Annotated in this window: 10 protein-coding genes and 1 riboswitch; all 10 genes read left to right on the top strand. The window is 35.9% G+C overall.

Annotated elements, in window-relative coordinates:
* Nucleotides 1–123: 123 nt before the first annotated feature.
* The 10 genes from J5J03_RS12310 (at nt 124) to J5J03_RS12265 (ending at nt 15250) form a co-directional block, all read left to right on the top strand.
* Entirely contained in the window at nt 124–1407 is a 1284-nt protein-coding gene (locus tag J5J03_RS12310) for an IS110 family RNA-guided transposase (RefSeq protein ID WP_208587795.1), read from the top strand.
* 954 nt (nt 1408–2361) lie between these two features.
* On the top strand, nt 2362–3633 hold the full coding sequence (locus J5J03_RS12305) for an MFS transporter (RefSeq protein WP_208589906.1): 1272 nt from the start codon (nt 2362–2364) through the stop codon (nt 3631–3633).
* Nucleotides 3634–3900: 267 nt separating this feature from the next.
* Nucleotides 3901–5361, top strand: a complete 1461-nt coding sequence (locus J5J03_RS12300; protein ID WP_208589905.1) for a SulP family inorganic anion transporter — start codon at nt 3901–3903, stop codon at nt 5359–5361.
* 20 nt (nt 5362–5381) lie between these two features.
* Nucleotides 5382–5798 carry a universal stress protein gene (locus J5J03_RS12295; RefSeq protein ID WP_208589904.1) on the top strand — a complete coding sequence of 139 codons (417 nt, stop codon included), beginning with the start codon at nt 5382–5384 and terminating at the stop codon, nt 5796–5798.
* Between the two features lie 159 nt (nt 5799–5957).
* Nucleotides 5958–6575, top strand: coding sequence for a class I SAM-dependent methyltransferase (locus J5J03_RS12290; RefSeq protein WP_208589903.1), 618 nt, complete (start codon nt 5958–5960; stop codon nt 6573–6575).
* Between the two features lie 131 nt (nt 6576–6706).
* Nucleotides 6707–8497: a methyl-accepting chemotaxis protein gene (locus J5J03_RS12285; RefSeq protein ID WP_208589902.1), complete on the top strand. Its 1791-nt coding sequence runs from the start codon at nt 6707–6709 to the stop codon at nt 8495–8497.
* A gap of 205 nt (nt 8498–8702) precedes the next feature.
* Entirely contained in the window at nt 8703–9008 is a 306-nt protein-coding gene (locus J5J03_RS12280; protein ID WP_208589900.1) for a rhodanese-like domain-containing protein, read from the top strand.
* Nucleotides 9009–9259: 251 nt separating this feature from the next.
* A riboswitch (cyclic di-GMP riboswitch) is annotated at nt 9260–9346 on the top strand.
* Between the two features lie 83 nt (nt 9347–9429).
* The gene (locus J5J03_RS12275; RefSeq protein ID WP_208589897.1) at nt 9430–11265 is read left to right on the top strand and encodes a sensor domain-containing diguanylate cyclase; all 1836 of its coding nucleotides are present in this window, start codon (nt 9430–9432) and stop codon (nt 11263–11265) included.
* A complete protein-coding gene (locus tag J5J03_RS12270) occupies nt 11262–12566 on the top strand; it encodes an ABC transporter substrate-binding protein (protein ID WP_208589895.1) in 1305 nt (434 codons plus the stop codon). Before J5J03_RS12275 ends, J5J03_RS12270 begins: the two co-directional genes overlap by 4 nt.
* A 137-nt stretch (nt 12567–12703) precedes the next feature.
* Nucleotides 12704–15250, top strand: coding sequence for a PEP/pyruvate-binding domain-containing protein (locus J5J03_RS12265; protein WP_208589892.1), 2547 nt, complete (start codon nt 12704–12706; stop codon nt 15248–15250).
* The last annotated feature ends 58 nt before the right edge of the window (nt 15251–15308 follow it).

Below are 15308 nucleotides of genomic sequence, written 5' to 3'. Positions count from 1 at the left end.
AGGAAAGCATTCCTGTAATAAAGCAAAATGGGTATTGAATAAAAAATACCCCCTTGGTATGATACGAGGTGTCCAAAGCTGATCAGCGAAAAGGACCCTTAATTAGAACCAAGGAGGACTATTATGTATTATAAACAAAATGAAAAAATATCACAAGTAACGGAACAAACATTAATTATCGGGATTGATATCGCCAAAAACAAACACGTTGCACGTGCGCAAGATTTTCGTGGCATACAGTTTGGAAAAGCTTTATACTTTGATAACTCATGGGAAGGCTTTGAGAGCCTCATGTGTTGGAAAGATGAATTATGCGTCCAGCATGAAAAAACGGATATTATCATGGGGATGGAACCAACGGGACATTATTGGTTACCTTTAACTTATTGGTTAAAAGGAAAACAGCTAAAAGTCGTTGTTGTCAACCCGGCTCATGTCAAGAAATCAAAAGAATTGGATGATAATTCACCAACCAAAAATGATGTAAAAGATGCCAGAGTAATATCCCGTCTCATCCAAGATGGGCGTTATTCGGAACCGAATTTACCAGAAGGTATCTATGCAGAACTGCGAGAAGGTATGAATTTGTACGAGCAATTAATAAAGGATTTTCAAGCAGTAAAAGGTCGTGTTCATCAATGGATTGACCGGTATTTTCCTGAATATACAACGGTCTTTTCCAACTGGGAAGGAAAAGCCTCTTTGGAAGTCCTCAAGATGGGATTGTTTCCGGATGAAATCGTCCAAACAGAGGACATTACCATCTTGCATGAAATTCGTAAAGCAGTCAAAAAAGGAGTGGGATTGAAAAAGATCCGACAATTAAAAGAAGTTGCCGGACATTCTGTTGGCATACAAGAAGGAAAAACCCTAGCTAGGTTAAAACTGAAAACATTAATGGAACAATATGTCCTGCTTCAAGAGAAAATAGAAGAGGCATGGGAAGTGGTAGAGGAGTTTCTAGATACCATCCCAGGCGTGAAAGAAATGGATGATATGAAAGGGGTTGGCAAGGTAACGATCGCATCATTCTATGCAGAAGTGGGCGATATAAGCAACTATACGCATCCTGAACAAATCATTAAATTGGCAGGATTAAATTTGAAACTGGCCACGTCCGGTAAATGGAAAGGCAGAACCATCATCACGAAGAGAGGGCGCCCGAAATTACGTGCTCTGTTGTTTAAAGTCATTCTGCCATTGGTGAATCACAATCCTGCATTTAAGGCAATACATGAATATTTTACGACAAGAAAAGAAAATCCATTGAAGAAAAAACAATCCTTAATTGCATTATGTTGTAAGTTAATTCGTGTATTATTTGCCATTGGAAAGAAACAAGTAGCCTTTCGTCCAGAAAAGATGTTACAGGATATCCCACATTTTCGTTTAAAAGATGCCGTATAACAAAAGATTTGGTAATGTTCTCTTCATGGAATGACAGTTATACCTAAGTGGCTTGACATGGAGCCTCTATGGGCATGATCTCCTCGCCAAGGAATCAAATGGTAAAAAATTGGCTCTGTTGGATCAGGGTATCATGCCCACCTCTCCACATCAAGCCGTGCAATGAATAGAGTGTAGTGAAAGAAAGACTACAGACGATAGTAGCGTATGAATGAAAGATTATCTTAAATAGAAACACATGAATGACATCAAGAAAACAAACACAACATCTGAAGCCACGGAGCAGCCGGCAAACTTATATACGATCGGGCAATGACCCTGGAGGAAAGCATCGCCGGCCCCACTTCATGGATAGACCGAACGAAGGAATGTATGCGCAAAGACGCTGTGAGATATGGGAGGGTTTGTCGCCATGAGTACTGTGGGAATGGAGTGCGATCATAGCACAACTAATTACCATTTTTTTCAAAACAGAAAGAATGGCTTATTAAGTACACCCTTTTTCACCATCATTCCCTAAATGATTTGGTTGACTCCAGTTATGATGTGAAGTAGTCCTTGATATGTAGATGAAATTCTAAGAAAAACAGAGTAATCAAGAGAATACGTTAGTATATAGAGGGAGTATATAAACATAGGTATCCTAACTTTTTTAGAGAATTCAATGCTATATTTTAGCGTTTTTATGGGATAATAATCCAAGTTTTTAGCTCTGACATATGTTGTAGACAGAACTTAGCGTAGGCAGCCGGAGTGGTGGTAAGCTGTTCAAGTATTTCATAATGGATGCTAGAGAAATGGTAAATCTATAGCTTTTATTCATAAGGGCTGAGCGTTTTTGCTCAGTTTTTCTTATGAAAAGGAATCTGATCAATCAAAACGTTTGCATGTGATACGTTGGTGTGGTTAGATATTATTGTTTGAAGATTGCGTTTTACAACTAGGAGTGTAGCCATGCTTTCTAAACTAAGAATTTTTGACAAAATTTATTACGGTTGGTTTATCCTAATCATTGGCGGGTTTGGTATCTTTTTTTCAGGACCTGGTCAAACGTATTCCAATTCACAGTTTATTGACGAGTATATCAACGATTTTGGCTGGACACGTTCTGAGGTGTCTGGCGTTTACTCTGTAGCAACGTTAATAGCTGGTCTGTTAATGATATTCATCGGGCGTTTTATTGATCGGTTTGGACAACGCTTTATGATGGTGACGATTGGTACATTATTTGCTATCGCTTGTTTTTTTAACAGTATAATCACATCTATCTGGATGTTAGCAATTGGATTCTTTTTAGTCAGATTATTAGGACAGGGAAGTATGTCGCTCATCCCGAATACACTTGTTGCACAATGGTTTATTAAGAAACGAGGTCGTGCTTTCAGTTTAGTTACACTTTTCTCCTTTGCCAGTGCTATGGTATTTCCGATTGTCAATACATGGTTAATCCAAACATGGGATTGGCAAGTTGCCTGGAGATTTTGGGGGCTTTTATTACTTGCGTTTTTTGTTCCTTTAGCCTTTTTCGGTGTGAAAAATAAACCTGAAATGGTCGGTTTGGAGCCTGACGGTTTTAGCAGAACAAATGAAAGTAATAGCGGGAATCCATTAGCACCAACTATTGAGGAAGCAGAAGAGGATTGGACACTTAAAGAAGCAATGAAAACAAATGCTTTTTGGGCTATTTTAATCTGTGTCGGTATCCCGGCCATGGTCAATACCGGTATTACGTTTCATATTGCCTCCATTTTCAAAACAAATGGTTTATCACTTGAAGTAGCAGCAATGGTTTTAAGTTTAATGGCTTTTGTAGGTATTCCGATGTCACTTGCTTCGGGATATATTATAGATAAAATCAAATCTAACTATGTGTTACTAGCCATTTTTATAGTAGAGTTTTTTGTATTACTTCTATTATTAGTAACAGATAATTTCTTGCTAGCAATCTTATTTGGTGTTTTATGGGGATTGGCTGGTGGTTTAGAACGGATTGGTTTAAATGTTATTTGGCCTAATTATTTTGGGAGAAAATACATAGGAAGTATAAATGGTGTCGGTGTCACTGTGGGTGTTATTGGGTCTTCATTAGGTCCTTTACCATTTGGGGTTGGATATGACGCGTTTGGCAGCTATAATCCAATCATTATTTTATCACTTATATTTCCGATTATTGGTGTATTAAGTGCACTAGTTGCTAAAAAACCAAATAAAGCGGAGTATCTATGAAACTGGCTTTATAAAAGTCAGTTTTTTGTTTTGTTAGATATATTTTCTAATTGAAAAGGAATACATGAAAAAGTAAACTTTTTATTTGGTTTAGTATAAATAGAAGAAAGAAAGAGTATGTACACGAAAATGAAAGCATGAAATGGATGTTCACGTTTTCTTCAAGTTTTGTCGATTTTGTGAATTGTGGTATGATTCGTTTTGTTCATTTCGGAAAATTTCTCTGAGGGGATCAGAGAAGCCAAAAAAATTAGAAAGAGGTGCTTCATGAACGTAGCAAAAATTAAACAAGATTGGTTTGGAAACGTCAGAGGAGACGTTCTAGCCGGTATAGTAGTAGCGTTAGCGTTAATTCCGGAGGCTATTGCCTTTTCGATTATCGCTGGTGTTGACCCGATGGTAGGATTGTATGCATCGTTCTGTATAGCAGTTGTGATTGCCTTTGTAGGTGGCAGACCTGGTATGATTTCTGCGGCAACAGGTGCTATGGCGTTGTTGATGGTTACACTAATAGCTGAACATGGTTTGCAGTATTTACTAGCTGCCACAATCTTGACTGGTGTACTACAGATTTTGTTCGGTGTCTTTAAATTAGCGGCAGTGATGAAATTCGTACCACGTTCGGTAATGGTAGGCTTTGTTAACGCGCTGGCCATTCTCATCTTTACTTCACAGTTGGAACATTTTGAAGGTGAAAGTTGGGTAATGTATAGCTTAGTGGCTTTAACTCTAGCAATTATTTATATCTTTCCTCGACTAACGAAAGCTGTACCGTCTACTTTAGTAGCAATCATAGTAGTGACGGCTCTAGCCATTTATTTTGGGTTTGACGTACGTGCTGTCGGTGATTTAGGTAACTTAAGCTCAGAATTACCGGTCTTTTTAATTCCTGATATTCCGTTAAATTTTGAAACGTTAGCTATTATTTTTCCCTATTCATTATCACTTGCCATTGTTGGTTTGCTAGAATCATTGTTAACGGCTAATATTGTTGATGATATGACAGACACAGAGAGTGATAAAAACAAAGAAAGCCGTGGACAAGGTATTGCTAATATTGTATCAGGATTCTTTGGAGGAATGGCTGGATGTGCGATGATCGGTCAATCCGTCATTAACGTTAAATCAGGTGGACGTGGTAGATTATCTGCATTAGTTGCCGGTGTATTTTTGATGTTTTTAATCTTTGTTTTAGGAAATATTGTAGTTCAAATTCCGATGGCTGCACTTGCCGGTGTTATGATTATGGTATCTATTAGTACTTTTGATTGGTCATCTGTGAAAAATATCCATAAAGTACCTAGATCAGATGCTGCTGTGATGGTGATTACAGTTGGTACTGTAGTGGTGACACATGATTTATCCATAGGTGTATTAGCAGGTGTACTTTTAAGTGCCATCTTCTTTGCAGCTAAGATTTCAAAAGTGAAAGTGACCCAAATTGTAGCTGTTGAGGGTAAGAAAAAGGTTTATAAAGTAGATGGTCAAATCTTCTTCGCTTCCGTTAATGACTTAGTAGCTAAATTCCATTTTAATGAAGCAATCGAAGAGGTTGAAATTGATTTAAGTCTAGCCCATTTATGGGATGATTCTGCAATTGGAGCTTTAGACAAAATTGAGTCGAAATTTGAGCAGAACCATGTTAAAGTAACTTATACAGGTTTAAATGCAGAAAGTAAACAATTGAAGAAAAAAATTGGCGGCTTATCAAAAGCTTCAGGTCATTAATGGATAAATGAGGTGTAGAGATGTATCAAAAGGTATTATTAGCAGCTGATGGATCAGATCACTCTATTCGAGCAGCATCTCATGCGGTAAAGGTTGCTCAGATTGATCAAGGTAAAATAGATATTGTCTATGCAGTAGATGGTAAAACATCAAAAGAAGATGTATTACACGGTTTAGATAAATATGATGTAAAAAAAGAAAGACAAGAAAAATTACAGCCAGTTATAGAAGTAATTGAAGAAGCTGGCCTTGAATGTGAAACACATGTAGTGCACGGTGAACCAGGTCCTACAATTGTCGAATTTGCGAACCGAAATGAATATGATTTTGTTGTAGTAGGAAGCCGTGGATTAAATAAAGTTCAAACGATGATACTAGGTAGTGTCAGTCACAAAATCGCCAAACGAGTACATTGCCCAGTATTAATAGTGAAGTAACTTAGAGATAGCAGGTTTACCTTATACCTGTTATCTCTTTTTTATTAAATATTGAAAGAGGGGGAGTGTAATAGAGAGTCAAACTATTTTCCTTTCCTATTCTAACAAATAAACATAATATGTTATGCTTGATAAGAAATAAAAAAAGCGGTGATTACAATGTTAAAGGATACGGGAGAACGTGTAATACCAGAGAAGATGGACATTACAAATGAGTTATTAATAGAACATTTAGCTCGTTATCATTTTTCAGTGCCTCATATATATGGTAGAGCTTTGGATTTTGCAACTGGTGTTGGTTATGGAGCGCATGTAATTGCAAAAAAATGCAAACATGAACTTGATGAAATTATCGGTGTTGATATTGATCCTAATGTAATTCAATACGCAAAAGCAAATTATTATCACCCGATATCTGATTTCAGGCTGGCAGATGTAACAGAGCCCACATTACCTGATCAATTAGGTACTTTTGATGTTATTCTAAGTTTTGAAACAATAGAGCATATTAAAGATGAAGAACAATTTATGGAAAATATTTATCAACTCCTTAAGCCTGGTGGAACATTGATATTATCAACTCCATTCGGTGAAGGTAAGGGAATACCATGCGGTTCACCATTTCATGTACATCAAATGACAGAAAATGAATTTGTCTCCATGTTTGATCAGTTCCCAAAAAAGAAGTTCTTCTATCAAAAAGGCGCTTTAATAGAACCAAAGGAAGGTTCACAGATGGACCATAAACCAATTGGTATTGTCATTGCATATAAATGACCAACTACACTTAAATCAAAGTGTAGTTTTTTAGTTCTTTAGGAATGTTTATTTATTACATATAGTAATGGATCTAATTTAATGGTAAAATATAAGGAGGAATTATATACTACAAGAGGAAGGGGACAGTCATGAAGAAGTTTCAGCAAATTAAATACAAATTACCCGCAATTATGATTTTACTATTAATTATTCCGATGGGGGTTGTGGGTTACATAGCCTATGAAAAGACAGAGATATTGGAAAAGGCAATGATACAAAAAGATGATATTGTAGAAATCTCACCAAAATATCAAGAAACCTTTGATAAATATGAAGCGTTTCTAACTTCTTTAACAGAATCAGAGGAATTAAACTATGAAAAGGTTTCCGCCTCTGATCTCCAAGATGCGAGTTATTCACATATGCCCACAGTGAATGATCCCAAATTGACAAATTATTATGAAAATTACTTAACAGAGCAAGCTGATAAGGATGAGTATATTATTAATTTGTATTTAGGTACGACAGATGGGGCCTTATATTTAAATAATATTCCTGATACTGAAGTGAATTTAAATGATTATGATTCGACCACAACTGATTGGTATAATCAAGCTATCCAATCACCGGAGGATGTCATATGGACAGAGCCGTATATTGATACTGCTTCTGGGAAGCCGACGATAACGTTGGCGAAGGCGATTTACGGAAATGATAATGAATTAATAGGGGTAGGTGCAATCGATTTTGATATGTATCTAATTGCTACGAGTATGCGTCAGGATCTAATTACATCGACCCTCATTACGAGTATTATTGCTATTATTGCCGGTATAGCAATTGTTACATTAGTTGTTAGAGTGATAAACTATAATATTTCGACAATTAAGAAGGAATTGAACCGTTTAGCACAGGGTGATTTAACGGGAGAGGAAGTTAAAGTAAGAAGTAATGATGAGTTTGCTGAACTAGCAAATGCCATGAATCAAATGAAAGATAACTTATATGGAATGGTTAATCAGGTGATGATAGCCACTGGGCGTGTGATGCAGCAAAGCAGTACATTAAATCAATCGGCTGATCAGGTACGTGAAGGTAGTGAACAAATAGCTGCTACTATGGAAGAATTATCATCAGGAAGTGAATCACAGGCAAATTCTGCATCTGATCTTTCCGGTTCGGTTGATCAATATAATCGAAAAGTGAAAGAAGTAGCGGATCAAGGTAATCAAGTAGCAAATGAATCACAGGATGTTATGAATATAAGTCAAGGTGGCCGTACGGAACTAGAAAAGTCTGTTAACCAAATGAGAACCATCTATCAAATGGTACAAGATTCTTACCAAAAAGTATCAGGCTTAGATAAACGTACGGAAGAAATTGATAAAATTGTAATTGTTATTAAAGAAATAGCTGAACAAACAAACTTACTCGCATTGAATGCTGCCATTGAAGCAGCAAGAGCAGGAGATGCAGGTAAAGGATTTGCAGTAGTGGCAGATGAAGTTAGAAAGCTTGCTGAGCAAGTAACAGATTCTATTGCTGATATAACTGGACTTGTAGCGAATATTCAGGAGGAATCAGCACAAGTGGCTCAGTCCTTAGAATCTGGCTTTCAAGAAGTAGAAAAAGGTACAGAACAAATGGAGAGAACTGGTGAGACCTTTACACAAATTAATCAGTCCATTACAGATATGGTAGATCGTGTAAAACACATGGTTAAAAGCTTGGAAGAAGTAAATGAAAATAGTGAAGAAATGAATAAATCGGTCGACGAAATTGCAGCTGTCAGTGAAGAATCTGCAGCTGCTGTTGAGGAAACAGCAGCCTCAGCTGAAGAAACCAATCATTCAATGGAAGAAGTATCAAAAAGCGCTCGTGAATTAGATGGATTAGCAGAGGAATTACAAAAAGAAGTTCAAAAGTTTAAAATTGTATAGATATTGTTGAGATAGACTTACATGTCTGTCTCTTTTTTTATAAATAAGGATAGTGACAGTTTTCTTAATAGTATGGAAGCTAGATTAAATGTTAGAAAAGATAACGTAATAATGGTATGATTCAATGAGAGATTGATCACATACTAATCTATACGTAAACTAGCGTATAATGCTATATCAAGTATAAATTATTGGAGGTATAATCATGAAGGAGATACAAGCAACAGAATTGGCAAACAAATTAAAAAATGGCGAGAAATTAAATATCATTGATGTGCGGGAAGATGATGAAGTGGCACAAGGTATAATTCCGGGAGCAAAACATATAAGATTAGGAGAAATACCAGACCGTTTAGAAGAATTTAATCAAGACGAACACTACTATATGGTATGTCGTTCTGGAGCGCGAAGTGGAAGAGCAACTGAATATTTAGAAGCGAATGGAATTGGAGCAACCAATATGGAAGGTGGCATGCTTGCTTGGGAGGATGAAACTGAAGTATCTGAGTAATGATGCTAAATTGCCTGATTAAAATGCTGAGAGTAATCTTAAAAGGGTTACTCTTTTTTGTTGATCAAAACTAAGTTAAAAATTATTGTATAATATGATTAGTAAAGAAAATGATTAATCTCCTGAATTTATCGTCTTCATTAAGTTAATTCTGAATTGTATTGATTATTATCGAAAGATTACGATATGATTATAGGAAAATAGATTTATGTTCTGTACAAATCATGTTAACTTTTGTGATATAATAGTACTAATAGAAAAGGCAAATCTATTGAAAAATAGAGACGCAAAACCACAGATCTAAGGTGAAAAATCACGATGATGGCTGGGTTACCTGCTACAATCTACAGGAAACCTATACATTTTTTGTATAGCTTTTTTAAATCTGAAACTAGAGTGAATTGAATGAGGAGACAAACATATGCGCAATGTAATGAGTAAAAAAATAGTATTGTTTATATTCATTTTAACTGTATCTGTCATTGCGCAAATATATGCTGTTCCATTAATTTTTGGTGTAGCTTTATGTTTTGCTCCGGTATTATACTTAGCAGCCATTCGGTTATTCGGCTTCCGTTTTGCACTTTTATTAGCCATTTGTATGAGTCTACTTACGCATTTTCTTCATATTGGCAATTCATTTGTCTTCATTAGTATTCTGGAAGTACTGATCATTGGAGGATTATATACTAAGATAGGAAAAGATCTTTTTACGTGGAGTTTTGCTTATTCAATCATCCTATTTATTATATATTTTATAATGGAATTTCTGTTTCCGGAGGTTTTGGAAGGTATAAAGAGTTTAACTAATTTTATGATCCTTCAGGTTATTACCGCTACTTTGTTTTCTGCTTTAGTTGCAGATATGTTATGTGATTATCTTCCGCTCATTTCCAAATTTAAAAGCTGGTTTCCTACACAAAACCAGTTATACTTTGGTCAGGTGATTTCTCATATACTAATTTTTTCCGCTGTATTCCCATTACTCATCATCATTTTAGTTAATGCTAGAGCGATAGAAAACGATATGTATCAAGAGTATCACCTTCAGTATCAACAGCTGGAAGAGAGATTACAACGGAAGATAGCTGAAATGGATTCTACTGACATTCAAAATTATGAATTAGACGCTGCATTAGAAAAAGCTAGAATCAAATCGATATTAGACGAGTTTATCGGAACTTCAAACAAACGAGTCTTGGTTATGGATCAAGGTGATCAAGTATGGCTTGATACCAATAATGAGAATAAATTAAGTGCTAGCTTAGATATGGAAGTAGGGTTTGTTAAAGAGATTCATTCGAATGGTTTTATTTGGCTTCCATCCAATCACCAAACTCTGTCTGATTGGTATAACGGTTATTATATAGGGGATACTGCCTTTTTAAACAAACGGACATGGTTAATTATTCCTATCAGGAGTAGTGTAATAGCATTAGCTACAAATCTTATTGATTACTTATTGTTCGTATTGCTTGTCTTATTTATAGCGTTAGTGTTTGGTATGTTAGTGAATCGAATATTAACGAATTCTTTATCACACCTGACACAAATGACGAGTGATTTGCCAGGCAAAATGAAGAGACAAGAAACCTTTTATTGGAAAGATACGGCGATTGATGAATTTTCAAAGTTGGGTCAAAACATTGAAAAAGTAGCTAACCAGCTGCAGGCAATGTTTGCTGATGCTAAAAAGAAAAATGACTTACTTACTGCAAGGACAAATCAACTAAAAGAATCAGAGTCAAAACTATATCGTTTAGCACACTTTGATACATTAACAGATTTGCCAAATCGCTATTCATTTCATATCGATTTAACAGAGAGGTTAGAGGAACAAGAAAACCTAGATCGATTTGCGATTGTATTTATTGATTTAGATAAATTCAAACAAGTCAATGATACCCTTGGACATAGTGGCGGAGATTTGTTATTAAAATTATTTGCCAAACGGTTAAAGAGATTTGAACGAGGAGAGCCTATTACATTTTATCGTTTAGCTGGTGATGAATTTGTGGCAATTGTAAATTTAACAACAGAGAACGAAGTACAGTGGTTATGCAATCAATTACTAGAAGCAATTAAGCAACCGTTAATGATTAATAAAACAGAAATAACTCTGATAGCCAGTATTGGCATAAGTTTTTATCCTGATAATGGGAAGACTTCAGATGCCTTATTGCATCATGCTGATTCGTTAATGTATGAAGAGAAAAAACGTCATCACGAATTGACATATGGGGAGGAAAATGATTGAAACAATTTACAATATGGATAGTGATAGCAAGTGTAGTGATCTTAGTTGGTTGTCATTCATCAAGTTTTGAGCCCTTTCAGGAGTCTTCTCTAAGTAATGACTTGGCTGAGGTAGAAGAGGAGTCTGCGCAAGTTAATGAGTTGGTTATTTGGACGCATAATAATATTTTTGAAGATTCATTACCAGAGTTTTTAGAAATGTATCCAGATGTTGAAATTAAGATAATTGATAAATTTAATGAAAATAATCTAATCAAGGAATATCGTCAAGGTATGTTAGCTGGTAAAACACCTGATCTATATGTTCTACCTGATTATGCTTTGGGCGAATTTGCTGGTATAGGTGGCTTTGAAAATTTATACGAAAATAGATATTATGATGAAAGTTTTTTTGCCCGAAGACCAGAAAGCTTGTTAAATCATTATAAAAGTAAAGATGGAACCGAAATATTTGCCGTCCCATTATTGTTTTTCCCTTATGTTACTTATTATCGTGCAGATATTTTAAGTGAATATGGCTACCCTAATAATCCACTAGAACTGTCAAATTATATAAATGACTATGAAAATTGGCTGGAAATGGCTCAAGACCTCAAAGAAAATGGTCACTATATTTTAGATTCAGAGCATATGTTGCTAGAAACGGTATTAAGAACCAGTTATTTTCTAGACGAAGAATTCGAGTATTTAGGGGATGATGAGCCTTTTATTACTACTTTTAATATCGCAGCAGAGGTAGCAGAAAAAGATCTTAGTCCATATGTTAATATATGGAATGAAAGGGGAAGAGAAGCATTTCAAAATGATGAATTAGTGATGTTTCAAATGGCAAGTTACGTTACAAGTCATTTACAGGAGTGGGTTCCAGAGCAAAATGGAAAATGGGGAATCACGACTTTACCTTTTGAGTTAGCAGGTGTGGACAAGCAGGCAAGTATGTCTATTGCCATCTCTGAAAACAGTCAACATAAGGACTTGGCATGGGAATTTGCCAAAAAGATGGCTGATGACATGTTATATATGTATGAAGATATCGAAAATGATCCATATTTTATTAATACCGATTTAAAGCAATTATACTGGAAAGCCTTAAACAAAGAGGTTCCAGGTAAACCTCAATCCTTAGATCAAGACATTAAATCCATTTGGGATGTAGCGATGAAAGATTTCCACGGCGGAAAATCTATTACAAGTGAAGCAATTGAAAATATAAATGATGAAATAAAGGAAAGAATAAAGTACGATCAGAGAGCATTACAGAAATATATCAATACTAACACACCAGAAGGAGCAGGCCCATAAGTACTACACACCCACTTTTCTTATCAACTTATTGGAATGTATTAATGCCTAATCGATATAGGATTATGATGATATGATGTTATAATTAGAATATACATTGTTCAAAAAGGTATTTAAAGAAGTGGTTGGTGATTAAGATGGAAATGGAATTAAAAATATCAACAGGAATTCCTGGGTTCGATAAGACGATTGACTCGTTAAGACTAGGCGATAATGTAGTATGGCAAGTTGATAACATTCATGCTTATCAAGATATTATTACTCCCTATGTTGATAAAGCTTTACAAGATGGTCGTAAAGTTATCTATGTACGCTTCGGTAAACATGAACCATTGGTTGGAAGAGAAGGAGTTAAACAATACAATGTGGATGCTAAAAAAGGATTTGAAAGCTTTGCTACCGAAATTCATCGATTAATTGAAAATGAAGGATTAAAAACGTTCTATGTATTCGATAGTTTGACGGATTTATTATCAAGTTGGTGTTCGGATTTAATGATCGGCAACTTTTTCAAAGTGTGCTGTCCTTATTTATATGAATTAGATACGGTAGCTTATTTTGCGATTAACCGGAATGTTCATACTTATGCAACAATTGCCCGAATACGTGAAACTACACAAGTTTTGTTAGATTTGTATGAAGTGGATGGCAAGCACTATATTCATCCGTTAAAAGTATGGCAACGCTACTCCCCAACGATGTTTTTTCCTCATTTAATCGAAGATGAGCGGGTGAAAAGTATTACAGCAAGTGCAGAGGCATCTGCTTTATTTTCTAATATCAATCGTGTGGAAGAACGGATGGATTATTGGGATGTTATTTTTTCAAGAGCACATGACGACTTGCAAAAAGACCAAGCGACGCAAGAAAAAACAAAAAGATTATTGATGACTCTGTTAATTGGTGAAAAGTCGAGAATGTTTGACCTTTGTGACCAATACTTTACATTACAAGATATTCTGACGATTGCGTCCAGGGAGGTTGGTACTGGATTTATCGGTGGGAAAAGTGTCGGGATGCTGCTAGCCCGAAAAATATTAAAAGAAGACAAAAAGGATCGTTTTGCAAAATATATGGAAGCACATGATTCGTTTTATATTGGATCTGATATTTTCTATACCTATATTGTGCAAAATGGCGGGTGGAAATTGCGTGTTAAACAGAAAACAAAAGAAGGATATTATAAGTATGCAAGAGAACTACGAGAGAAATTACTAAACGGAGAATTCCCTGCCAATATTAAAGAACAATTCGTCCAGGTGCTCGAATATTTCGGCCAATCTCCGATTATTATTCGTTCCAGTTCGTTGTTGGAGGATAACTTCGGAAATGCATTTGCCGGAAAGTACGATAGCGTCTTTTGTGTAAATCAGGGCACACCGGAAGAGCGTTATAAGGCACTAGAAGATGCAATCCGTACTGTATATTCCAGTACAATGAATGAAGATGCACTGGAATATCGAATGAATCGAGGGTTATTTGAAAAAGACGAACAAATGGCAATTTTGATTCAACGAGTATCTGGTGATCATTATGAAGATAACTTTTTCCCACATGTTGCTGGGGTAGGTAACTCCTCCAATCTGTACGTATGGGACAAAAGTGTTGATATGGATGCTGGGATGATTCGTTTAGTGTTCGGGTTAGGTACTAGAGCAGTTGACCGAACTGTGGATGACTATGCCAAAATTGTTACATTGGATCAGCCGACACGGAAGCCGTTGATGCATATGGATGATTTAAAGAAATTTTCGCAGCATGGAGTGGACGTTTTATCGATGTCGAAAAATCAATTGACAAGTGTGAAGGTTGATGAGGCAATAGCCAATGTTTGGGATGTTGAGCGAAATTTATTTGCGTCGATTGATACCGAAACAGCTTTTCGTTTGAAGGATTTAGGTTATAAGAATATGCCGACACCATATATTCTCGACTTTAAAAATTTATTAAAAAATTCTACATTTCCAGAAGTGATGAGAGAAATTTTGGCAGAAATAGCGCGTGTTTATGATTATCCTGTCGATGTAGAGTTTACCGCCAATTTCCGTGATAAAGAAGACTTTAAGGTTAATATTGTCCAGTGTCGACCATTACAAACAAAAGGATTAGGGAAATCAATTGAGATACCAGTAATCAAAGCTGAAGAAGCCTGTTTTATACAGACAGAAGGTAACTTTATGGGAGGTAATGTACGTATTCCGATCGATTATTGTATTTATGTAGATATGGATGGTTACCTCCATTTAAGTGAACAAGATAAATACAGTGTGGCACGCACCATAGGTAAAATAACAAGAGATCTCAAAAATGAACGTGTTTTTCTGATTGGTCCGGGACGATGGGGTACGTCTACACCATCACTTGGTGTTCCTGTTCACTTTTCAGAAATTCAGCATGTGTCTGCTATCTGTGAGGTCTCCTCGCAAGAAAAAGGTTTTATGCCGGAATTATCCTATGGCAGTCACTTCTTTCAAGATATTGTTGAATCAGATATTTTTTATGCCGCTATTTTTGATGGAGAAGAAGGTGTTCGATTTGAACCTTCTTACGTGACGAGCCAGGAAAATATCTTAACTAATTGGGTAGAAGCTCCGACGATTCCAGAAGAAGTGATCCATGTTAGTAAAGTAACGGGGATGGAACTATTATCAGACATTGTGAAACAGAAGCTGTTGTGTAGATAGTATCTTTCCAACATGAACTCTAGAATATATAAATTAGGATTGTATCACAGAATTGGGA

This window comes from Gracilibacillus suaedae (assembly GCF_017599345.1).
Taxonomy (GTDB): Bacteria; Bacillota; Bacilli; order Bacillales; family Amphibacillaceae; genus Gracilibacillus; species Gracilibacillus suaedae.
Note: the sequence above shows the minus strand (reverse complement) of the source record. Positions and strands in the feature narration are given on the sequence as shown.